Genomic DNA, 23,801 nt, shown 5'->3' with positions numbered 1-23,801 from the left:
AAGCGTTAAAATCATCATCTTATCTATCATAAATCTTAATGATTTCTTTCAGAAGTAAGATTTTTATTTGTAACTTCGTTTTATAATTTCCTTTAGGGCTTAATTACAATAAAAAAAATCATATACTATATAATAAACAATTACTATCGTATTTATAGCAGTTGATACATTGTTATCAATTTTATTTTGGGGCGAAATGCCGTCAGTTTTTGACGGCATTTCTTTTTGTTTTTTTATCACATATTCTGTTTTTTGAAGGGATTTTGATTAATCTTCTTTTTATATTGCATTTCTAAAAAAATTTAACTCATATCATGTCACAAAAACGTCTTTTTCTTTTAGATGCTTTCGCTCTTATCTTTAGAGGATACTATGCACTCATTAAAAACCCCAGGATTAACTCCAAGGGTCAGGATACATCAGCTATTTTGGGATTTGTAAATTCTCTATTTGATGTTATCAAAAGAGAAAAACCAGATCATTTGGCTGTAGCTTTTGATAAGCAAGGAAGTAAAGATCGACTAGAGATTTTTCCTGAATACAAAGCAAATCGTGATGAGACACCAGAGGCAATCAGAATTGCTGTACCCATTATCCAGGAAATACTAAAAGCTATGCATATTCCAATTATAGAACGTGCAGGTGTAGAAGCTGATGATTTAATTGGGACTATTGCCAAGCAAGCAGAAAAAGAAGGATACAAAACATATATGGTAACCCCAGATAAAGATTATGCCCAATTGGTATCTGAAAATATTTTTATGTATCGTCCGGCTAGAATGGGTAACGGGATTGAAATATGGGGAATTCCAGAAGTGCAAAAAAGATTTGAAGTAGAACGTCCAGAACAAGTCATTGACTATTTGGGTATGATGGGTGATGCCGTTGACAATATTCCTGGATTACCTGGAGTTGGAGATAAAACCGCCAAAAAATTCATTGCCGAGTACGGCTCTATGGAAGGGCTATTAGCCAATACAGATAAGCTAAAGGGAAAAATGAAAGAAAAAGTAGAAGCTAATGCAGAGTTAGGTTTACTGTCTAAAAAGCTTGCTACTATAATTCTGGATTGTGATGTAACTTTTAATGCCAATGACTATGAACTCACAGAACCCGATGCTAAGAAAGTACATGAAATCTTTCAGGAATTAGAGTTTAGGAGGCTCACTGATCAGTTCATGAAAATATTTTCTGGAGAAGACACAACTGCAGCTCAGGGTGATAAACCCACAACCACAAAGAAAAAAGGAACACAAGCTGGAGCGGGTCAGTTTTCATTATTTGGAGGGACTGAAGAATCATCGGAAGCGGCTTCTTTTTCAACCAGGAAAACAATCGCAAATACCGAGCATTTTTATCAAAGTATTGCTCCCGGGATGGCCATGAAACTATTTCTGCAAAATTTATTAAAACAGGATTATGTTTGTTTTGATACCGAAACCACAGGTCTGAATCCTCTGGTTGCAGAATTAGTTGGAATAGCATTTTCATGGGAAGCCGGAAAAGGTTTTTATATTCCATTTCCTGAAGACCGTGAAGAAGCACAAGAGTTAATCGAACAATTAAGACCCTTCTTTGAAGCAGAACATAATACAAAAATTGGTCAGAACCTCAAGTATGATATAAAAGTTCTGGCAAAATATAATATAGAAGTAAAAGGAAAACTTTTTGACACCATGCTTGCGCATTATCTTATCAATCCTGATATGAGGCATAATATGGATGTGCTTTCTGAAACCTACCTTAATTACACTCCGGTTTCGATAACCGAATTAATAGGTAAAAAAGGTAAAAACCAATTATCATTCAGACAAGTACCTATTGACAAACAGACTGAATACGCTGTTGAAGATGCAGATATAACTTTTCAACTTAAAGAACACTTTGCTCCTGAACTTACAGAAGCTAAAACGGTTTCTTTATTTGAAGATATTGAGATTCCATTACTTAGAGTACTGGCAGATATGGAAATCGAGGGAATAAATCTTGACAAAGGTTTCTTACAATCTCTTTCTGAAGAATTAGACAATGACATTAAGCAATTAGAAGAGAAGATTTATACTGAAGCTGGAGAAGAATTTAATATTGCTTCCCCGAAACAACTAGGTGTTATTTTATTTGAGAAAATGAAATTGGTAGACAAACCTAAAAAGACGAAAACCGGGCAATATTCTACGGCAGAGGATGTATTATCATATTTAGCAAAGGATCATGAGATTATTCAGAATATATTGGATTTTCGTGGTTTATCTAAACTAAAAAGCACCTATGTCGATGCACTACCAACACAGGTTAATGAAAATTCTGGTCATGTTCACACCGACTATATGCAAACTGTAGCTGCAACTGGGCGACTAAGTTCTAACAACCCTAATTTACAGAACATCCCAATTCGTACTGAAAGAGGAAGACAGGTGAGAAAGGCTTTTATCCCACGTAGTGAAGACTATACATTACTAGCCGCCGATTACTCTCAAATAGAATTACGGATTATTGCCGCATTAAGTGAGGAGGAAACTATGATAGAAGCATTTAAAAATGGAGAAGATATCCACGCTTCTACTGCTGCAAAAGTATTTAATGTTTCTCTTGAAGAGGTTACCAGAGAACAGCGTAGCAATGCCAAGACCGTGAATTTTGGTATTATTTATGGGGTTTCGGCTTTTGGATTAAGTAACCAAACCAGCCTTTCCCGAAGCGAAGCCAAAGAACTGATAGAAACCTATTATAAAACATATCCCAAACTGCGTAACTACATGAGCGAGCAGGTTGATTTTGCAAGAGAAAATGGTTATGTCCAAACGGTTTTAGGAAGACGTAGATACCTCAAAGACATTAACTCTGCGAATGCTATCGTACGAGGTGCTGCAGAACGAAATGCAGTAAATGCGCCTATCCAGGGTAGTGCTGCTGATATCATTAAAATTGCAATGATCAACATTCATAAAAAACTAAAAGAAGGTAATTACAAAACCAAAATGCTTCTGCAGGTACATGATGAATTGGTATTTGATGTTTTTAAACCAGAATTAGACACCATTAAAGAACTCATCCAAACAGAAATGGAAAACGCCTACACTTTAGCTGTCCCATTAGATGTAGATCTTGGACTAGGAGACAACTGGTTAGAGGCTCATTAAAAATAAAAAGCCCTATGCTCTGGCATAGGGCTTTTTATTTTTAATCTTATTTTATTGTTTTTGGTAAACAAATTCTACTTTTTTTGTTAGATCTCCATCAAAAAAAGTCCAATCATAAGAGACTTTTAGCTGATCTCCAACAATTTGAAAAGTTTCTTCCTTTTGATCTTTATCCTTTAACACCAATTGTTTTTCTGATAATTCATAGGTTCCGTTATAATCATTACTTTGACATGAAGTAGAAACTTCAAGGCCCCTATCCAAATGACCAAACTTTTGAGTTACGTTATAAAAATCTGTTGGACTTTCTAAAACGATTTGGGTATTCTGATAACAATCTGTTTCTAGCATTTCGTTTCTATTTGCTTTTCCATCTCCATTGACGTCTTGTGGAGTCTCTACATTGACTTCAATCAACTTATATGTTATACCCTTAAAATCCGTAGCACTGTTATCGTCGTCATTTGAGCACGATACAAATACCAACCCTAAAGCCAAAATGTGTAAAAATGATTTTTTCATGTGTTTTAATAATTTATGGTTATGCGAAGAAGAAACAACTACCATACCATTATAAAAATCATAATCAATTTTAACAAGTCAGCAGTAAATGAAATCATATAAATAAGTAGCGCCACGTATTTCATCACCTCATAAGACCTTCTACATTTGCACTCTTAATTTTTTAGTCAGAATTGCAATAAATTACTTAAAACAAAAAAGAATGAAAAAAATGTACTTAAAAACTATCTTAATTTGCTGCTTAGGGATCTTCCTTTCTAATTGTGAAGGAGAAGATGGAATGAATGGACTAAATGGAGCAAATGGAATAGACGGTGTGAATGGAGAAAATGGGCAGAATGGAGTTGGTTTTGATGAACTTACTCAATTTGGTAGTATTACTCTTTCTTTTGAAGGAACGCGACCTGATGATGTAACTTTTACAGATACTGTAGCATTTAAATTTACAGCTATCGAAGGTGATCAACTTGATGAGAATTCTTCGGTAACTATTCAGGATTCTGAAATCAATTTCGAATTGATTCGATTTTTAAGCACTCCAGATGACTCATACCAGGAAACTTTAGCAGCCATTGATTTGGATATCACCAACCCAGGACAAGACGATCAAACGATATCGTTCGATTTAGAAGTTGATGATTATGCTATCATTTCAAACGACAATAAATATTTTGTAATCGATGATGGTGAATTTAGCAATACAGATATGGGTGTGTCTAATTTTAGCATTACCAACTATAGTTTTAATGAAGAAACAAATAACCTGGTATTCTCTTTCTCTATGGATATCGCTTCAGACAGTAATGAAACAGGAAACAACCTTTCTATTTCTGGAGAAGTTGATGTTATTGTCTTAGAAGAAGTTCCAGCTGTAAGCACTCGATAACGGATAAAAACATATCACTTAATATATCCTTTAACCCTGTTGGATCAACCTGCAGGGTTTTACTTTTTTACATCCAGATAAAAATCATAATAATTAAGAAAAGTCGGTATTACCGGCCCATTAAAAGAATTAGGAGCATTAAAAAGCACACACATAGCAATATCATTATCAGGATCAACAAGCAGTTGTGTTTTATATTGATTTACATTCCCTCCATGATAGATGATTCTTCTACCTCGATAATCCAAAACACGCCAACCCTTTGCATAGTATGAATCTGTTACTCCATCCCATAAATTAACGTAAGTATCTTCATTACTTGTACATATAACAGGATTAAAAATATCACTAAGACTTTCCTTCGAAATAATATCAGGACGATATCCAAGCAGAACTTTTAGATATTCTCCCATATCAGAAATTGATGCATTCACACCACCGGCTGCAGCTACATTATAATAGTTTTTATGAAGTTTATCTAATCTGTATTTTTTTGAATAATGATTGTACGAATGTGGTAGCGCTACATTATCAGTGTTTTTTATAGCAGTATATGTACTTGAAGCACTATACATTCCTGCCGGATCAAAAATCCGTTCTTTAAGTAATGTTTCAAAAGATTTTTTTGAGCCATTTTCCATAATTTTTTCGATCACAGAAAATATGGCATTTTGATAGCCATACTCTACTCCTTCTCTAGCCACAACCCCTTTTCTTCTAAAACTTCTAATGATTTGATCCAAAGATAAACCTTGTTGTATTAACCTTGTATACGTATAAGGATACAATCCTGTAGTCTGAGATAGCAAATGATTCACTTTAAGTCTATCTGCCTGTTGTCTATCCTTAAGATCAAATGATTGTAAAGACTCTTTTACATTCTGATTCCATTGTAGTTCTCCATGATCAACCATATTTCCTGCAAGAACTGCAGTTACACCTTTAGACAAACTTGCAATCCTAAAAACAGATTCAACGTCTACAGAATCCTGTGTATGAATTTCTTTTACTCCAAACCCTCTTTTATAAATAATTGTTGAGTCTTTTACAATCACCACTGCCGCACCAGGGCATTCAGAAACATTAAAATTAGTAGCAAAAAACTTTTCATAATGTTCTAAAAATAAGGTTAAAGATTCTTGTTCTGAAACCTCAGGTTTTTCTTCAATTATTTTCACTTCTTTCTCCACTTTTGAAGTGTTACAAGACACTAAAAAAACAGCAATACATACAGCATAAAGGTATTTCATATAGTCATATTCTAATAATGCTGCAAAATAAAGGTAAAATACTAAGCCTGAAAAAGTTTTTTACAATAACAATGGCTATCCCATAATAAACAACTTGAAAAGCATCTTTTCAGAAATTAAGTACATCAAGAATTTAAAGTACAAATCTATATGTAGCTTTAATTAAGAAAGTATTCTCAGGTTGCTGATCCAAAATTTGATTTTTTAAACTTCTAAAAAGATGATCTCCAGGGTTCCCATCTCCGGTAACCCCCTGTGACCAAACTAAAAATATCTCTGAACCTGGAATATATTCCCAACGCAAAACCAAATTAGAACGAAATTGCACAAATGCGAAATCAGGATTATCAATTGTATAATCAACCGTCCCATCTCTATTTTCGTCTATCTCGTATTGATCATCCACTAACGAAATCTGATCTTGATTATATAGCGTTACTCGTTCACCAAGGTTTTTGGCTACCGCATTATTTACATAATTAAAGTCTTTATATCTCCCTCTCGATATAAAAGGCTCTCCATAATACTGTATCGTCAAGTTTGGATTAATATTATAATTCAATCTAATACTTGCACTCAATGTTTGTTGATCTATATCTGCTGTAATATAACGTGCCGTTCCATTAAAATCTGCCTCTGTTACATATTGAGTTTTATTAGGATTTTGTCGAAACTGTGGATTAAGAGACATACTAAAAGAATTAAAAGGTTGGTATCTCAATCGAATCACATATCGATTGAATGAAAAACTGTTTTGCGCTGCTCTGGATCCATCATATCCAACAGTAAAATTAAATTTCTTTCTTCGATCTGAACCGAAAAACAAATAAGCAAAATTCTCATCAGAGAAACGCCAGCGAGGCCCACCTCTCAAAAAGGTGTTGGTAAAAATACGAGGCTTATGACCAAAACCAGCTTCTGTCCACCAGTTATTTTTATAATTAATAAAGCCTTCTAATCGATATTGAATGCGATTATAATTTCCGTCAAAATCGAATGTAGCAAATTGATTAAAATTAATATTTGCTCTTCTATACAACTTTGTTGGTTTTAAGAAAAGATAACGCGCACTACTGAACTGTCTGATTTCATCTGCTTGACGTAAAAATCCTATATCATTTAACTCCAATTCTGGAGAGCGCCAAAATACCCCTGCACTATATCTCCAATTTCCTCCTCCAGATTTACCTCCGGTTAACTTACCTCCAGTTCCGGTTAATGAAGTTCTATTAGGATCTACTTCTACATGCCCTGCATCTACTCGTTGAAAAAGATGAGTTAATTCATTTTGAGTTTCTTCAATAGCTTCTTTAGAACCTTCTACATGACTAGCTACAATATTGCCTTCTAAGAAGTATTTTCTGTCTTTCCAATTATGTTTAAAATCTAATCCTGCCGAATATGCAGATTTCCTAAGAAGATTAAGGTTATTTTCCCTTGTACCTGCCACTTCAGATGTTTCATCTGTATCAGGATCTTCTTCATCTATATTAAATGTATCTCCAAGATCTCGATTGGTAGCTGTAATGATCCCTCCAATAAAAGAATTACGTTTATTGAAATCTTTTTGGACTCTACCCACCATATAATTCGTTAAAGGTTCTACAATAGCCTCCCTTTTATTTCCATTTTCATCTTCAATTTTTGCAATCTCTCTAGAAGTTACACTCTCTAAGATGCCAATAGACCAGCCATCTTTGGTTTTTCCGCTAAATTTTGCTGCGCCAAGAATTGTAGTATTTGTGGGCCTGTCTATAAATTCGTTATCAATTCCCGAAATTGACCCCTTTGGATTTCTTCCTATTCTACGAGAATAAAATACATTATCCTGATTATTAGCGAAGCGATAATCGAATATGTTCTTATTTTCTACAAAAAAAGGTCGTTGTTCCCTGAAGAAAATCTGAAATCCATCTAATGCAATGGCTGCAGGGTCAGCTTCTACTTGCCCGAAATCTGGATTCACTGTCAAATCCAAAGTAAGATCATTTGTAATCCCTATTTTTGCATCCAAACCGCCATTCAACTCAAAATCATCACCATCTCTAAAAGGATTCCCTTCTTCTTTTGGATATGTATCTAATTGAGTCACAGCAAAAGGTTGGATTTCTAATTGTTTTTGTGGTTCAATATCAATTAATCCATGTAGCTCTCCAAACTCACTTACCCAACCAGGTGCATCCTGCGGGATACGTTGCCATACAGAGCGTTCTTCTTTTCTAAACAACCTACGATTAACCTGCAATCCCCATATTTGCTCTTTACTTTTACCAAATTTTACCTGACTTAAGGGAATTTTCACTTCGGCTGTCCATCCCTCTTCATCAATATTTGTAGCTGTATACCAAATTGGATTCCAACTACTATCCCAATTATCTCCATTCTGAGAGATAAATTCGTCTCCTTTTACACCGGCAGCAGTAATACTAAATGAAAAACCGGTCCTCTTATCATGATAAGTATCAAGATTAATCTCTACCCAGTCACCTGCAAAACCATCTCTTCGGGATAGTCTTTTCTCAATTTTATCAGGTTCGTCATCATAACAACGATATGCTATATATAGGTATTTTTGATCGTATACTATTTTAAATTTTGTTTTTTGGCTAGGAGGAGTATTCTCATCTGGTTGATTTTCTGTAAAATCACCGGTCCATTCTACCAGGTCCCAACCCGATTCATTAATTAACCCATCGATTGTTGGAGCTTCTGCTCCCTGCAAAGGTTTTGTAGTATAAATTCTTTTTTTAACTGTGCTAGTAGAATCTTGCGCAAAGATAATTATTGGAAATAAAAAGAGTACCAAAAGACAGGTATAACATTTCATGATGATTAGAAGTTTGATGATTGATATAACTAAGATGACAGAAATTATTCTAGTTTGTCACACATACCGTTGTTTTTTAGTAAAAAATTAACAGAGGATGACACCTGGAAAGCATAAAATAAACGAGCTCTACGGTAATTACCTCAACATCGCTGAAAACCAATGCATCATACTTTAAAAATAATATCAACTACCAGTTTGCTATATAAATATATAATTGTACATTTGCACCCCTATTTTATATAGGAAAAGGAATGTTTAATTAAGTAAAAAATAATTAGTGTGGACACATTAAGTTACAAAACAGTATCTGCAAACAAAGCTACCGTTACTAAAGAATGGTTGCATGTAGATGCTGAAGGACAGACTTTAGGTCGTCTTTCTTCTGTAGTAGCAATACTACTTAGAGGTAAGCACAAACCTAGCTTTACCCCACACGTTGATTGCGGTGATAATGTTATCATTACCAATGCCGAAAAAATCAACTTAACAGGAAAAAAGTGGACAGATAAATCTTATATCCGTCACACTGGATACCCTGGAGGGCAAAGAAGTCTTACTGCTCAGGAATTGTATGACAAAAATCCAGAGCGTTTAATCGAAAAAGCGGTAAAAGGAATGTTACCTAAGAACAAATTAGGAGCAGCTTTATTCCGTAATTTAAAGGTATATGCAGGAGCAGACCACGGTCAGGACGCTCAGCAGCCTAAAACTGTTAACTTAAAAGAATTTAAGTAATGGAAGTTATTCACAAAATTGGTCGTAGAAAGACGGCTGTAGCTAGAATTTATCTTAAAGATGGTTCTGGAAAAATTACGGTTAACAAAAAAGATCTTGCTGACTATTTCACTACCGCTACTTTACAATACAAAGTAAACCAACCTTTAACTTTAACAAGTAACGAGGATAAATACGATGTAAATGTAAACGTATATGGTGGAGGAATCACTGGTCAGGCAGAAGCTGTACGTTTAGCTATATCAAGAGCGGTATGTGAGCTGGACGAGGAAAACAGATCAATCCTTAAACCAGAAGGTTTATTGACAAGAGATCCAAGAATGGTAGAACGTAAGAAATTCGGTCAGAAGAAGGCTCGTAAGAAATTCCAGTTCTCTAAACGTTAATTTATTAAAACAGTATTTGTTGTTACCTCATCTATATGAGGGGTTAGTTTAGCATCTAAATGCCCAAGGCCATACAAAAGTAGCCACTTGAGCATTGCTAATTCAACAGAACGTAAACTATTACAAAAATGGCAAACAATATCGAAGTAAAAGAATTACTTGATGCGGGTGTACACTTTGGTCACCTGACAAGAAGATGGGATCCAAACATGGCACCATATATATATATGGAGCGCAATGGTATTCACATCATTAACTTATATAAAACTGCTGCAAAAATTGATGAAGCTAGTGAAGCTTTAAAAAAAATCGCAGCATCTGGCAGAAAAATCCTTTTTGTCGCTACCAAAAAACAAGCTAAAGAAATTGTTGCTGAAAAAGCAGCTAAAGCTAACCAACCTTACATCACTGAAAGATGGCCTGGTGGTATGCTTACCAACTTTGTTACAATTCGTAAAGCCGTTAAAAAAATGGCTGCTATCGATAGAATGAAGAAAGATGGTACTTTTAACACATTATCTAAAAAAGAACGTTTACAAGTAGATCGTTTAAGAGCTAAATTAGAAAAGAACTTAGGTTCTATTTCTGATATGACTCGTCTACCAGGAGCGTTATTTGTTGTAGATATTACTCGTGAACATATCGCGGTAAAAGAAGCTCAAAAATTAAACATTCCTATTTTCGCAATGGTTGATACTAACTCTGACCCTCGTCAAGTACAGTATGTAATTCCTGCAAATGATGATGCTTCTAAATCTATTGACAAAGTAATGACTTATGTTAGTGATGCTGTTATCGAAGGCTTAAGTGAAAGAAAAGCTTCAAAAGATGCTCCTAAAAAGGATGCTCCTGCAAAAGAAGCTGCACCTGTAAAAGAAGCTCCTGCAAAAGTTGAAGCTGCAGCGGTAGTAGAAGCACCAGTAGTAACTGAAGCTGCTAAGCAAGAAGAAGAATAAACAGATTGATTACTCAATCTATTAAAATTCTAGGTTAGGGTTTTATCTTTAAGGTAAACTTAACTTTAGCATAAAATTAATAAGTCGTTTGGTTCTTTACTTTTGCAGTACTAACTAAACGACTTGTTTTTTACATAAACAACACATTTACACATTAAATATTTAAAGATATGGCAAATATTACAGCAGCCGACGTAAGTAAATTACGTAAAGCTACAGGTGCCGGAATGATGGACTGCAAAAAAGCACTTGTTGAAGCTGAAGGAGATTTTGACGCAGCAATTAAAATCCTAAGAGAAAAAGGACAAAAAATTGCTGATAAAAGAGCAGATAGAGAATCTGCAGAAGGTGCGGTTATTGCAAAAGTTAACGACACAAAAAATAAAGGAGTAATCGTTTCTCTTAATTGTGAAACTGACTTTGTTGGAAAAAATGAATCTTTCGTCTCTTTAGCAAAAGAATTAGCTGAAGTAGCACTTAACACTTCCTCTAAAGAAGAGTTTTTAGCTTCAGATTTTAATGGTATGACTGTTCAGGAAAAACTTACTGAACAAACTGGTGTTATTGGAGAAAAAATCGAAATTGGAGATTTTAAAATATTAGAAGCTCCTTTTGTCGGGTCTTATATTCATGGAAATAAAATTGGTGCTTTAACAGGATTATCCACTGCTATAGAAAGCGCAGAAAGTCTTGCTAAAGACATTTCTATGCAAGTAGCTTCTATGGGAGCTACCACATTATCTTATAAAGATTTTGATCCAGAATATGTTGCTTCAGAAACTCAAGCAAGAATTGCTGCAATCGAAAAAGAAAATATCGAACTTGGTCGATTAGGAAAAACGTTAAAAAACGTCCCTCAATTTATTTCAAGATCTCAATTGACTGATGAAATAATTGCACAGGCAGAAGAAAAATTAAAAGCTGAGCTTAAAGCAGAAGGAAAGCCTGAGCAAATATGGGATAGAATTCTTCCTGGTAAATTAGAAAGATTTATATCTGATAATACTACATTAGATCAAGAACAATGTCTTCTTGACCAAAACTTCATCAAAGATGAAAAGAAGACTGTAGCTGATTATGTACAATCATTAGGTGATGTATCTGTGGTTAATTTTGAAAGAATAGCCTTAGGATAATTACAAATCACATATTTTTAGAGTTAGATCTAAAAAAAACAAAAACCGCTTCTATATAGAAGCGGTTTTTTCTTCATCATATTTAAAAAATATTTTTTTTCTAGATTCAAGATATTTATATAAGCTTCAAGTTTCCTTGAGCGCTTATCCCCCAATTATACAAACAGACTCCCCAATCAGTTTATATTGCATCAATATCAATGATATTTATGCGTTTTAAATATCTAAATACTCTTCCAAAAATATTTCTCGTCCCCCACATTTTTTTTGTTTTCCCTGAGGCAAACCTATAACATAATTTGACACTAACCAATACCCTTTATAGGGGAAAACCACCCTTTTTTATAATTGAGTTAAATTTTAACATTTAGGTATTAAATTCAAAAAATTACCTTTATAAGCTAAACTATTTCCTAAATTAAGAATATCATTATATTTGCACCACAGTTAAATCTCACAATGAAATACAAAAGAATATTACTTAAATTATCTGGCGAAGCTTTAATGGGTGATCGCCAATATGGAATTGATCCTAAAAGATTAGCAGAATATGCTGACGAAATCAAACAGATCACCGATAGAGGTGTACAGGTTGCTGTTGTAATTGGAGGGGGTAATATTTTTAGAGGTGTTGCAGGCGCTAGTAAAGGAATGGATAGAGTCCAGGCTGACCATATGGGAATGCTTGCTACTGTTATTAACGGACTAGCATTGCAAAGCGCCCTTGAAGATGCCGAAATACCTACTCGATTACAATCTGCGGTAAAAATTAATGAAGTAGCAGAACCATTTATACGAAGAAGAGCAATGCGCCATCTTGAAAAAGGAAGAGTTGTTATTTTTGGAGGAGGAACAGGAAACCCTTATTTCACTACGGACTCTGCAGCAGTATTAAGAGCAATTGAAATTAATGCAGATGTTATTCTAAAAGGCACCAGAGTAGATGGCATATACACCTCTGATCCTGAGAAAAATGCAGATGCAACAAAATTTGATTTTATATCCTTTGATGATGTTTTAAGAAAAGGACTAAAGGTAATGGACACTACAGCATTTACATTAAGTCAGGAAAATGAACTACCAATAGTTGTTTTTGATATGAATAAAACAGGAAATTTACTAAAAGTTGTTTCTGGCGAATCTATTGGAACTCAAGTAAATCTTTAATTATATTGGCTTATTTTTTGATTAGTCAAAAGAAAAGAAGTAAAAAATGAACGAAGAAATAAATTTTATTATCGATTCGACAAAAGAGTCAATGCAAGCTGCAATTGCACATTTAGAAAAAAAATTACTTAACATTAGAGCTGGTAAAGCATCACCTGCAATGCTAGGTAATGTTATGGTAGAATATTACGGTTCTCCTACACCATTAAATCAGGTAGGGAATGTATCAACTCCAGATGCTAGAACGATTTCTATTCAACCCTTTGATAAATCCGTAATTCCTGAGATTGAAAAAGGTATTCAAGTTGCCAATCTTGGTTTCAATCCTATGAACAATGGTGAAAGTGTTATTATAAGTGTTCCTCCTCTTACAGAAGAACGTCGTAGAGATTTAGTAAAACAAGCCAAATCTGAAGCAGAAGACTCTAAAGTTGGCGTGCGTAATGATCGCAAAAATGCTAACAATGAAATAAAAAAACTGGAAAAAGAAGGATTGTCTGAAGATTTAGCTAAAAATACTGAGGTTGACATTCAGACATTAACCGATAGCTACATAAAAAAGATAGATGAAATGTTAAGTATAAAAGAAAAAGAAATTATGACTGTTTAATATTTCATAATGAACGTTAATTATAGCTAAAGCGTTTTCTTATTGGAAACGCTTTTTTGTATATTCGTTTTTTTGAACCTATTTGGTATAATGCAGAACAAATTTTTTTGTTTATTATTTTTTACTCACTTTGTTTTAATTTCTCAAGTTAGCATCAATGGCATTGTCATTGACCAAAGTACTAATCGACCCTTACCTTTTGCTACAGTAAAGACAAATACATCCTCGTATGCTTTGACCTCTGTTGACGGAGAATTCATGATTAGATCTAACGCATATCCTGTTAACCTAACCATAAGCTATTTGGGGTACCAGACCAAAGTGATTGCAATTGAATCTAAAAATTCTGAAAAGATAGAAATTAAACTCAATCTTAAAGAAGAAAATCTTGCCACTGTAAAACTAGATGTTACTGAAAATGTAGCTGCAAAAATTATTGCAGAAGCGATTCGTAGAAAAAATCAAAACAACTCAAAAAAACTACTTAAAACTTTTAGTTACAAAAGCTACAATAAACTTAAAATCACTGAAGATAATCAAGCCACATTAAATACCTCTGACACTACAAAAGTTGACATGGAGCGTTTATTTAATGACACTCATTCTTTTTTATCAGAAAAGGTAAGTTTACATCAATTTAAAAAAGGTATTGAAGAAAAAGAAACTGTTTTAGCTACTAGGATGACTGGTTTTAAGGAACCTGTTTATAATGTATTAGGTATTAAAATACAATCTAATTCACTTTACAATGAAGATTACACGATTTTTAACAATAAATATATAGGTCCACTATCCAATAGAGCACTTAGGAATTATTATTATAAAATTCTTGACACTACACAGGATAAAAACCCAGCCTTTGTCATTCTTTTTCAACCTCGTAAATCTAAAAATTTTGCTCGTTTAGAAGGCGTTTTATATATCGATATAAAGACATTAGCGATTCAAAAAGCTATTATCGAATTAAGAGGAGAACTCAATGTAATGGCCACTCATACTTTTGAATATTTTCCAGAAGAAAAAATTTGGTTTCCAGAAAGTCAGGAAATTACTATACGACCAGGAGATGGAAGACAAAAGGTTAGTCTCTTTGGTGGACAAATCTCGGTCGGAAGACTAGGAAATAATAAAAAAACCTTTTCGGGAAATAACGATTTTCTAATCTCCAAAACTGATTTATATGACATTGAATTAAATACCAAACAAAATGTAAATCAGAGCCAGGCTACCATACAGATAGACCCAGAGGCCAATGTAAGAGACGAAAGTTATTGGCAAAAAAATCGCACAAGCGCTATTACTGAGAAAGATTTAAATTCATTTCCAGTTGTAGACAGTATTGTAAAAGCTCAAAACATTGAACGCAAAATTGATGTGATACAAAGTTTTAATATAGGGTATTACCCTGTTGGTTTTTTTAATTTTGATCTTACATATCCCATAAAATATAATAATTATGAAGGATTAAGACTTGGATTAGGTGGTAAAACAAACGCTAAGTTTTCTAATCGATTTAGATTAGAAGGGTATCTGGTATATGGTTTTAGAGACTCAAAATCTAAATATGGAGTTGGAGGAGGTGTATTATTAAATAAGAACTCAGATTCTTGGTTAAATGTAAATTACACAGATGATATTAAAGAAGTAGGTAGTTTCTTTTATCTCACAGACAGAAGGGTCTATTCTTTATTTGAACCTCGTTTGGTAAATATCGATTTCTATTATAAACACAGAACCTGGAGCACCAGTTTACAATATCAAATTTTTCCAAAACTTGTTTCTGAAACTCAATTTTCAACAAGTAATATAGGTCAGACAGGTGGATATCGATATCTTAATGATGGAAACCTGTTTTCAAATTATAAAACTTCAGAATCTACAATAGCACTTCGTTGGAGTCCATTTAGTAAATTTCTAAAAACGCCTAATGGCTATAAAGAGATTCATGATGGATACCCTAAAATCACAGCGCAATATACCCAAAGTTTCAAAGGAGTATTTGATAGCAATTTCACATACAGTAAAATAGGGCTTAAAGCAGAATATGTTATTAATCGTATCAATCAATCCCAAACCAGCCTTTTATTCGAAGCCGATTTGGCAACTGGCGATATTCCTCTTACACATTTATATCATGCATATCCTAATGCTCCTACAAAAGAAACTGTCTTTCAGCGTTTTTCTGTTGCCGGAAGAAGGACTTTTGAAACCATGTTCTTTGGAGAATTTTTTAGTGACAAACTAGCTACATTACAAGTAAAACACAGAATAAAACCAATTAAGATTACGAGTTGGTTTAAACCAGAATTAGTTCTTATAAGTCGGTATGCTATCGGAGATGTAGAAAATATTGAAAACCACCAAGGCGTAAGTTTTTCTTCTTTGCAACAGGGTTACCAAGAATCTGGTTTCGAAATCAATAAGCTATTTGCTGGTTTTGGACTTAGCTTTGCATATCGATATGGAGCATATCACCTTCCAAGAATTGAAGATAATATATCATTCAAGTTCACTTTTTATTTAAAACTTTAATGCTCAAAATAATACCTAATTTTCTTTAAAGAAATTGTTAAATAATACCTCTTCAATCCTTACATTTGCACCAGGAAAGTAAAGAATGGCAAAATTATTCAGTTTCGGGTTTTGGAATGCACTGGCTGGAATTATACTCCGTAATAGAGCTATAATATTCATAACAATTATAGGGATCACAGTTTTCATGGGTTTTCAATGGAAAAACATGAGATTCTCACATTCAGAAGCAAATATGCTTCCTGATGATCATGAGGTAAATATAGAATATCAAAAATTTTTAGAAAAATTTGGAGAAGAAGGTAATCTGATTGTTATGGCAGTAAAAGACAGTAGTCTTTTTACTCCTACAAAGCTTAAAGCCTGGAATGATTTTAATAATTCTTTTAAGGAATATGAAGAAATAGACCTCGTAATTTCTATTGCCGACCTTAAAAAATTAACAAAGAAGGATAATCCTGCTCGATTTGAGCTAATTCCTTTTATAAAAGATTCTAGTTACACAGAAAAACAGGTTACTTCTTATAAAGACGAACTATTTAATAAACTTCCTTTCTACGAAGGTTTAGTATACAGTAAAAAATCTCAAACTGTTCAAAGTGCACTTTACCTCAAAAAAGATATTGTAAACACCAAAATCAGAAAAAAGTTTATTATAGATGTGCTTCAGCCGGCAGTAGAAGCTTTTGAAAAAGAGTATGACATGGATATAAAAATATCCGGAATGCCATACATTAGAACCATGAATTCGCAGAATATCATGGATGAAATCTCAGTATTTATTCTTGCTGCTTTATTAGTTACTTCTCTAATTTTCTTTTTCTTCTTTAGATCTCTAAGAGCGACTCTTATCTCTATGACTGCCGTAATTATTGGGGTAATGTGGGCTTTTGGGCTTTTGGGTATTCTAGAATATGAAATAACAGTACTTACGGCTATCATACCTCCTTTGGTAATTGTAATTGGTATTCCTAATTGTATTTTTCTAATTAATAAATACCAACAGGAAATAAAAAAACATGGTAACAAAGCCAAATCGTTACAACGAGTAATTACCAAAGTTGGTAATGCCACTCTAATGACTAATGTTACCACAGCTTCAGGATTTGCAACCTTTGCTTTAACTGAAAGTAAATTATTAAAAGAGTTTGGTATTGTAGCCTCTATAAATATAATTGCTCTATTCATACTTTGTTTATTAGTCATAACTATAATTTATAGTTACATGCCACAACCCAAAGAAAGGCACTTAAAGCATCTGGGGAAAGGATGGATTGAAAAACTAATGGATTGGATGGAAAATATGGTAAAAACCAGAAGGGTTACCATTTATTTTTCTTCTGTAATTATTTTAATCGTAAGTATTATTGGTATTTATACCATAAAAGTTTCGGGAAGCTTACTAGAAGACATGCCAAAATCTGCTGGCTTCTATAAAGATATAGAATTTTTTGAAGACGAGTTTGATGGTATTATGCCATTAGAAATATTAGTCGACACTAAGCGTAAACAAGGTGTTTTAAAGCTTTCTACTCTAAAACGTATGGAACAGCTTCAAGAACTTCTTGAGGAGACTCCACAGCTTTCAAAACCTATCTCTATTGTGAGTTTGGTAAAGTATTCTAAGCAGGCATTTTATAATGGGAATCCAAAATATTATCAAATCCCAACCAGTCAGGAACGAAACTTTATTCTGCCATATGCTAAAAGTTTTGAATCCAAATCTGGGGTAATGAAAAGTTATGTAGATTCTACAGGGCAATATGCCAGAATCACTACTTTTATGAAAGATGTGGGAACAGAAGAAATGGATCGCATTGAAGCAACTCTAGCACCAAAATTAGAAAAAATATTTCCCAAAGATCGCTATAATGTTTCTTTTACAGGCAAAGCTCTTATTTTTCAAAAAGGCACCAAGTACTTAGTATGGAATCTAACTTTTTCACTAACCTTGGCTGTTGTATTAATTGCATTATTTATGGCCTGGATGTTTAGATCCTGGAAAATGATTGTTATTTCTCTTATTCCTAATTTATTACCATTACTAATGACAGCAGGATTAATGGGATATTTGGGAGTACCCATAAAACCATCTACGATCCTAGTGTTTAGTATTGCCTTTGGTATTTCTGTGGATGACACAATACATTTTCTTGCAAAATATAGACAGGAATTAAAATCTAATCATTGGAGGATTAAAAAATCTGTACTGGCTTCTTTAAGAGAAACCGGAGTGAGCATGTTCTATACTTCAACCGTTTTATTTTTTGGATTCTCTGTTTTTATGATCTCTAGTTTTGGTGGAACCAAAGCATTAGGTGGATTAGTATCTACAACTTTATTGTTTGCTATGCTGGCAAATCTTTTATTGCTCCCTTCTCTGTTACTTTCATTAGAACGAAGTATTGCAAATAAAAAGACTTTAAAAGAGCCTACCTTTAAAATTATCCCTCCTAATGATAATGAAGAAGAGGCTGAAGAAACTCTTCAAGAAGAAGAATAAAAATTTAAGCCATCTTACTTTTATTTTTTATTTGATTTAAGAATATATTCATCTATACAGTATAGCTGATAAAGGGTCTATATCTTATAATGCTTCTTTTATTCAAAATTTTTAGAATAAAAAAAGCCCCGTTAGAAACTAACGGGACTTCTGTAAGATAGATTACCCCAAAACCTATCGAACTAAACTTAACGTAAACACAATCGTCATAATTGCATATGCAAGATACTGCCCCTTTTTATATTTTGAAATACCCACTAGGGGGGAAAAATCCCCTTTTTTTATAAACAACTTCAACTTTAACACAACTCAGTTATAAAAATCATTAACAACAAAATAATAAGTAATTGAAAAACAATACTTTAACTTCTTTTTTCAATTAATGATTAATGTCGTTTTTTGATTAAAAAAAATCAAAAAAAACACATTTTTAAGTCAAAAACTCCAAGGATTATGGTTTTTACGCATAATCACCCCTTAAGAAAACGTCAGATTACAATGTTTTTACCATACCATTTATTGAATATCAAAAAGAATACCAGACTATATTTCTGCGAGAGACGCTTTTTGAATTCATAAGATTACTTTCAATCAGATTAAAAAATTATCTTTGCTACCTTAAAATTTTACACGACTAAATGATTTATATGTTTACATATTCTAAAAAAGTGTAAAATTGATATTTATAAAACAGGATATAATGAAATGAATTTAGTAGTAGATTTTGAATATGATTATAATTACTGCTAGACGAATTACATCTGACTATTAAAAACAAAAAACACGACAGATGAAACATACCAAGGTGGTAGAAGTACTACAAAGCGATAAACTATTACAACCTGTAGTTATTAAAGGTTGGGTTCGTTCCTTCAGAAATGACCGTTTTATAGCGGTTAACGATGGATCGACTATTAATAATATTCAGTGTGTTCTAGAAGACAATACAATAGACGCTGCAATTATCGATAGAATTAATATTGGTGCGGCTGTGGTTATCAATGGTACTTTGGCAGAAAGTCAAGGAAAAGGACAACGTGTTGAGATTCTCGTATCGAGTGTTGAAATTGAAGGAGACGCTGATCCCGAAGAATTAAAATTAACTATATTATCTCCCAAACGTCATAGCCTTGAAAAATTAAGAGAGCAAGCTCACCTTAGAGTTCGCACTAATACCTTTGGTGCAATAATGCGCGTTCGTTCAAAATTATCTTTTGCGATACACGAATATTTTCAAAAGAATGATTTTTATTATGTACACACACCAGTAATCACAAAGAGTGATGCTGAAGGTGCCGGTGAAGCTTTTAAAGTAACTAATTTTGATCTTAATAATGTTCCTAAAGATGAAAACGGGGGCGTAAACTACAAAGAAGATTTCTTTGGGGGTGAAACCAATCTAACCGTTTCTGGCCAATTAGAAGCCGAAACTTACGCTATGGGATTGGGTCAGGTATACACTTTTGGTCCAACTTTTAGAGCAGAGAACTCAAACACCTCTCGTCATCTTGCAGAATTCTGGATGGTAGAACCAGAGGTGGCTTTTTGTGATCTGGATGGAAATATGGATCTGGCAGAAGATTTTATAAAGTATGTAATTCAGTTTGTTCTCGAAAATTGCCAGGATGATCTCGAATTTTTAGAAAATCGTCTGATACAAGAGGACAAACAAAAACCACAGGCAGAACGAGCAGAAATGTCTCTTCGTGATAAATTAAAGTTTGTATTAGAAAATAATTTTAAGCGAGTAAGTTATACCGAAGCAATTGAGATTCTTAAAAACTCTAAACCTAATAAAAAGAAAAAATTCAAATTCCCAATTGATGGATGGGGTGCAGATTTACAAAGTGAACATGAAAGATTTCTTGTTGAAAAACACTTTAAATGCCCAGTAATTTTATTTGATTATCCAGCTGATATCAAATCTTTCTATATGCGTCTCAATGAAGATGGAAAAACGGTAAGAGCTATGGACATTTTATTCCCTGGAATTGGTGAGATTGTAGGAGGTTCACAACGTGAAGAGCGTTTAGATGTTCTAAAAGAAAAAATGGCTGCCCTCGATATTCCTGAAGAAGATTTATGGTGGTATCTAGACACGCGTCGCTTTGGAACTTGTGTACATAGCGGTTTTGGACTTGGATTCGAACGCCTAGTTCTTTTTGTAACCGGAATGGGTAACATTAGAGATGTAATTCCTTACCCTAGAACACCGCTTAACGCAGAGTTCTAATTTTTTTATATTAAAAGACTACATATAACTTTTCCCCAATTGCAATCAATTGGGGATTTTTTTATTTGGATCAAGCTATTAATTCCCCTCAAACCATTGTTTAAAGTCAGCGACCTTCTCTCGGCTTACAATTACTTCCTTATCCGGGTTTTGATTCAATGTTAGTTTTAAGCGTCTATTAGAATATACCAATACATCCTGTATCTCATTAATATTGACAATAAAGGTGCGATTCACTCTAAAAAATAGTTTAGGTTCTAACATTTTTTCCAACTCTTCTAATTTATATTCTATCATATACTTCTTGTTAGTATTAGCTACAAGGTAAGCATCCCTTCCTTCTGCAAAGAAAAAAGAAATGTTTTCACTTTTAACAGAATGAATATGATTCCCCAGACGTACTAAAAATCTATTTTTAAATACGGTATCAGTCATACGTTTTACGATTTGATTGACATTACTTTCTGTAGAGAATTGAGATCTTAGTGTTTCTAGCTTCCTAAGTGCTTTCGTAAGATCTGTAAACAATACAGGTTTTAAAAGATAATCTATGCTATTTACTTTAAAAGCATCGATAGCAAATTCATCAAACGCGGTAGTAAAAATTACTGGTCTATTTACTTGTACTTTATCAAAAATCTCAAAACTTAGACCATCTGTAAGTTGGACATCCATAAAAAAAAGATCTACTTCTTCTTGATGTGATTTTATCCAAAGTACAGCTTCATCAATAGAAACTAGTTTACTCATAACCAAAATATCCGAATCATATTTTAGCAGATAACGTTCTAATTTCTCTGCCGCTAAAGGCTCGTCTTCAATTATGACTACTTTCATCAACAGTAAGTTTTGGTATATGAATTATTTTAAAAACATCAGTATTAGTTACTTTAATTTCCTTATCAGTATAGAAACGATAAGTATTCAAAATGTCCTTAATATTATTTTGGCTCAAAGCATAGCTAATCTTTTCCTGATGCACATATTTTAATAAAATGTACTCTAAATCTTCTGATATATCGACCACAAGTTCTGTCTCTTTAGAAACAATTGTACTTCTTATAATTTGTTCGATGCACGATATAATACTACCAGGCACAACCATAGTATCTAATCGGTCTGTAATACCGTATCTTGTTTTTCGATATGGCAAATATCCAAACAAAAGTAATAACTCATCCAGAATAGCCAATTCCTCTTCAATAGGAACTAATTCTTTTATGTTTCTAGAAAGAATGTATCGATATACAGCAGAAAAATGATCAACCAAAAACTCTGCGTTTTCTGTATCTTTTTTCATCAATACGATTAGTGATTCAAGAGTTTCAAACATTAACATTGGATTTATGCCTTTTTTGAATTGAAGAAAATCCTGCTCTACTCCTTTTTTTATAGATAATTCCTCTGTCATGATCTCAGTATTTACTTTATGCAAAAACTGATGACTTAGATACACAGAAAGATATATAATAGTGATTACCGAAAAGATACTGTTAAAAATAGTAAGTTCAGAAATATTAGGTGTGAACCCCAATACCAAATCAAAATACAGAAACATAGATCCAGAAACTAAAATAACTGATGCAACTATCGAAATAAGCCCCTGAAGTATAATTTTACCTGATAAGGAACTTGGTCTTTTTAATTTTTCAAAAAAGAACAAGGAAAACCTCGAATATTCCTGAATGACATATGCTAATCCAATACATACATATAACTCCTGTCCTAAAAATTCCTCCTGTATCTGAGTTACATTATTATTTACCAATAAGATAAGTAAGTATACTAACATACCACTACATAATGGACTTATGATTCTAAAGATAGGGTGATGTATAAATAGTTTATTCATACCACAATAGGGAGTTTAACTATAAATCGTTCATCATCTATCACTTCTATAGTTTCATTAAATATAAGTTCATACCTGGATCTTATATTACTCAGTCCAATTTTAAATGAATCTACTCTTTTAGGTTTGCCAGTTTTATTATTTGATACACTTATTATATTTTGATCACCTTCAATGCGTATTTTTATTATTTCTGATGGTATTACTTGATTATGCTTTACTACATTTTCTACAAGCATTTGAAGTGTTAATGGAGGGATTTTGGTTTTCAATATTGCATCTGATAAATTGATTTCTAAATGGATACGATCATTAAATCGTGTTCTTAGCAAAAAATAATACGAATTCACAAATTGCAATTCTTCTGCTACGGTAAGCCATTTATCTTCATATTTATTTAAAATATATTGGTATGACTTTGCTAATTCTCTAATAAAAAGTTCAGCTTTTTTAACATCACTAAACAGTAAAGAGGATATCGTATTTATACTATTGAATAAAAAATGAGGACTTAGCTGTGATTTTAGAGCAGTTAATTGTAGCTCGGTCTGTTTTCGCTCTAATTGTAATGAGATGATCTGACCTTTTGCATACTGATAATAAGAGTGTAATGCAAAATAAATTACATTATAGACTAGAGAAACAAAAAATATGAGAATAACTAATTTTAATAGTATCTCATTATAATTTTCTATAAAATCAATTTTGGCATCTCCTACAAAAACATATCCGTATAAAGCTACATATATTAAAATAAGAGTTATAATCGCATTTAACAAAACACCTAAAAAAAGACGAAATCCAGTATATTTTTTCCAAGAAACAAGTTTGTTAAACCCTTTGTTAAAGGCATTAATTATATACGCAATGATAATCCCTAACCCCCCTGATAACCAAAGTAATTTTAGATTGTCTTTTTCTTGGGTGAATCCCAAAAAACTATAGGTAAGTATTCCCAAAACAAACCCTACGAAAATAATAGTGAAATATTTTTTCACAACCGGCGATAATTGATGTAAGTAGTGATCTAAACTAAACTTCATCCTACCAAAATAATCAATCC

At 33.1% G+C, this 23,801-nt stretch carries 17 protein-coding genes; 11 read left to right on the top strand and 6 right to left on the bottom strand.

The window, feature by feature from the left end; translation table 11 throughout:
* The first annotated feature begins 311 nt into the window (after nt 1-311).
* On the top strand, nt 312-3,140 hold the full coding sequence (gene polA / locus FOF46_RS22720; RefSeq protein WP_143918032.1) for a DNA polymerase I: 2,829 nt from the start codon (nt 312-314) through the stop codon (nt 3,138-3,140).
* A 51-nt stretch (nt 3,141-3,191) separates the two neighbouring features.
* On the opposite strand, the gene FOF46_RS22715 is transcribed toward polA, so the two are convergent.
* Nucleotides 3,192-3,662 (bottom strand): lipocalin family protein, encoded by a 471-nt coding sequence (locus FOF46_RS22715; RefSeq protein WP_143918031.1) that lies wholly within the window; start codon nt 3,660-3,662, stop codon nt 3,192-3,194.
* 202 nt (nt 3,663-3,864) lie between these two features.
* On the opposite strand from FOF46_RS22715, the gene FOF46_RS22710 reads away from it, so the two are divergent.
* The gene (locus tag FOF46_RS22710; protein ID WP_143918030.1) at nt 3,865-4,548 is read left to right on the top strand and encodes a hypothetical protein; all 684 of its coding nucleotides are present in this window, start codon (nt 3,865-3,867) and stop codon (nt 4,546-4,548) included.
* A 59-nt stretch (nt 4,549-4,607) separates the two neighbouring features.
* On the opposite strand, the gene FOF46_RS22705 is transcribed toward FOF46_RS22710, so the two are convergent.
* Both FOF46_RS22705 and FOF46_RS22700 read right to left on the bottom strand, forming a co-directional pair.
* On the bottom strand, nt 4,608-5,798 hold the full coding sequence (locus FOF46_RS22705) for a serine hydrolase domain-containing protein (protein ID WP_143918029.1): 1,191 nt from the start codon (nt 5,796-5,798) through the stop codon (nt 4,608-4,610).
* Nucleotides 5,799-5,931: 133 nt separating this feature from the next.
* Nucleotides 5,932-8,625 (bottom strand): DUF5916 domain-containing protein, encoded by a 2,694-nt coding sequence (locus FOF46_RS22700; protein WP_143918028.1) that lies wholly within the window; start codon nt 8,623-8,625, stop codon nt 5,932-5,934.
* Nucleotides 8,626-8,907: 282 nt separating this feature from the next.
* Here FOF46_RS22700 and rplM point away from each other — a divergent pair, with 282 nt between their 5' ends.
* The 9 genes from rplM to asnS all read left to right on the top strand — a co-directional run bounded on the left by rplM (nt 8,908) and on the right by asnS (nt 20,886).
* Entirely contained in the window at nt 8,908-9,363 is a 456-nt protein-coding gene (rplM, locus tag FOF46_RS22695) for a 50S ribosomal protein L13 (RefSeq protein WP_109435659.1), read from the top strand.
* A complete protein-coding gene (gene rpsI / locus FOF46_RS22690; protein ID WP_109435660.1) occupies nt 9,363-9,749 on the top strand; it encodes a 30S ribosomal protein S9 in 387 nt (128 codons plus the stop codon). Before rplM ends, rpsI begins: the two co-directional genes overlap by 1 nt.
* A 128-nt stretch (nt 9,750-9,877) precedes the next feature.
* Entirely contained in the window at nt 9,878-10,705 is an 828-nt protein-coding gene (gene rpsB / locus FOF46_RS22685) for a 30S ribosomal protein S2 (RefSeq protein ID WP_143918027.1), read from the top strand.
* 170 nt (nt 10,706-10,875) lie between these two features.
* Nucleotides 10,876-11,841 carry a translation elongation factor Ts gene (tsf, locus tag FOF46_RS22680; protein ID WP_109435662.1) on the top strand — a complete coding sequence of 322 codons (966 nt, stop codon included), beginning with the start codon at nt 10,876-10,878 and terminating at the stop codon, nt 11,839-11,841.
* Between the two features lie 459 nt (nt 11,842-12,300).
* On the top strand, nt 12,301-13,008 hold the full coding sequence (pyrH, locus tag FOF46_RS22675; RefSeq protein ID WP_109435663.1) for a UMP kinase: 708 nt from the start codon (nt 12,301-12,303) through the stop codon (nt 13,006-13,008).
* A 46-nt stretch (nt 13,009-13,054) separates the two neighbouring features.
* Nucleotides 13,055-13,618 carry a ribosome recycling factor gene (gene frr / locus FOF46_RS22670; protein WP_109435664.1) on the top strand — a complete coding sequence of 188 codons (564 nt, stop codon included), beginning with the start codon at nt 13,055-13,057 and terminating at the stop codon, nt 13,616-13,618.
* Nucleotides 13,619-13,708: 90 nt separating this feature from the next.
* Nucleotides 13,709-16,150, top strand: a complete 2,442-nt coding sequence (locus FOF46_RS22665; RefSeq protein ID WP_143918026.1) for a DUF5686 family protein — start codon at nt 13,709-13,711, stop codon at nt 16,148-16,150.
* Between the two features lie 85 nt (nt 16,151-16,235).
* Entirely contained in the window at nt 16,236-18,653 is a 2,418-nt protein-coding gene (locus tag FOF46_RS22660; RefSeq protein ID WP_143918025.1) for an efflux RND transporter permease subunit, read from the top strand.
* A gap of 790 nt (nt 18,654-19,443) precedes the next feature.
* Nucleotides 19,444-20,886, top strand: coding sequence for an asparagine--tRNA ligase (asnS, locus tag FOF46_RS22655; RefSeq protein WP_143918024.1), 1,443 nt, complete (start codon nt 19,444-19,446; stop codon nt 20,884-20,886).
* A gap of 78 nt (nt 20,887-20,964) precedes the next feature.
* On the opposite strand, the gene FOF46_RS22650 is transcribed toward asnS, so the two are convergent.
* Genes FOF46_RS22650 through FOF46_RS22640 form a run of 3 tightly spaced genes read right to left on the bottom strand, consistent with a single transcriptional unit; the run spans nt 20,965 to nt 23,736 of the window.
* Nucleotides 20,965-21,723, bottom strand: coding sequence for a LytR/AlgR family response regulator transcription factor (locus FOF46_RS22650; protein WP_208746809.1), 759 nt, complete (start codon nt 21,721-21,723; stop codon nt 20,965-20,967).
* Nucleotides 21,704-22,738, bottom strand: a complete 1,035-nt coding sequence (locus FOF46_RS22645; protein WP_109435669.1) for a histidine kinase — start codon at nt 22,736-22,738, stop codon at nt 21,704-21,706. Before FOF46_RS22645 ends, FOF46_RS22650 begins: the two co-directional genes overlap by 20 nt.
* A complete protein-coding gene (locus tag FOF46_RS22640; RefSeq protein WP_167571916.1) occupies nt 22,735-23,736 on the bottom strand; it encodes a sensor histidine kinase in 1,002 nt (333 codons plus the stop codon). The genes FOF46_RS22645 and FOF46_RS22640 overlap by 4 nt, the downstream gene beginning before the upstream one ends.
* Between the last annotated feature and the right edge of the window lie 65 nt (nt 23,737-23,801).

Source organism: Aquimarina algiphila (assembly GCF_007489275.1).
GTDB classification, from domain to species: domain Bacteria; phylum Bacteroidota; class Bacteroidia; order Flavobacteriales; family Flavobacteriaceae; genus Aquimarina; species Aquimarina algiphila.
Note: the sequence above shows the minus strand (reverse complement) of the source record. Positions and strands in the feature narration are given on the sequence as shown.

Bases quoted from the DNA above. Each gene is read 5' to 3' on its own strand.
- FOF46_RS22715 (WP_143918031.1), bottom strand. From the start codon at position 3,662: ATGAAAAAATCATTTTTACACATTTTGGCTTTAGGGTTGGTATTTGTA.
- FOF46_RS22710 (WP_143918030.1), top strand. From the start codon at position 3,865: ATGAAAAAAATGTACTTAAAAACTATCTTAATTTGCTGCTTAGGGATC.
- FOF46_RS22705 (WP_143918029.1), bottom strand. From the start codon at position 5,798: ATGAAATACCTTTATGCTGTATGTATTGCTGTTTTTTTAGTGTCTTGT.
- FOF46_RS22700 (WP_143918028.1), bottom strand. From the start codon at position 8,625: ATGAAATGTTATACCTGTCTTTTGGTACTCTTTTTATTTCCAATAATT.
- rpsI (WP_109435660.1), top strand. From the start codon at position 9,363: ATGGAAGTTATTCACAAAATTGGTCGTAGAAAGACGGCTGTAGCTAGA.
- rpsB (WP_143918027.1), top strand. From the start codon at position 9,878: ATGGCAAACAATATCGAAGTAAAAGAATTACTTGATGCGGGTGTACAC.
- tsf (WP_109435662.1), top strand. From the start codon at position 10,876: ATGGCAAATATTACAGCAGCCGACGTAAGTAAATTACGTAAAGCTACA.
- pyrH (WP_109435663.1), top strand. From the start codon at position 12,301: ATGAAATACAAAAGAATATTACTTAAATTATCTGGCGAAGCTTTAATG.
- frr (WP_109435664.1), top strand. From the start codon at position 13,055: ATGAACGAAGAAATAAATTTTATTATCGATTCGACAAAAGAGTCAATG.
- FOF46_RS22665 (WP_143918026.1), top strand. From the start codon at position 13,709: ATGCAGAACAAATTTTTTTGTTTATTATTTTTTACTCACTTTGTTTTA.
- FOF46_RS22660 (WP_143918025.1), top strand. From the start codon at position 16,236: ATGGCAAAATTATTCAGTTTCGGGTTTTGGAATGCACTGGCTGGAATT.
- asnS (WP_143918024.1), top strand. From the start codon at position 19,444: ATGAAACATACCAAGGTGGTAGAAGTACTACAAAGCGATAAACTATTA.
- FOF46_RS22650 (WP_208746809.1), bottom strand. From the start codon at position 21,723: ATGAAAGTAGTCATAATTGAAGACGAGCCTTTAGCGGCAGAGAAATTA.
- FOF46_RS22645 (WP_109435669.1), bottom strand. From the start codon at position 22,738: ATGAATAAACTATTTATACATCACCCTATCTTTAGAATCATAAGTCCA.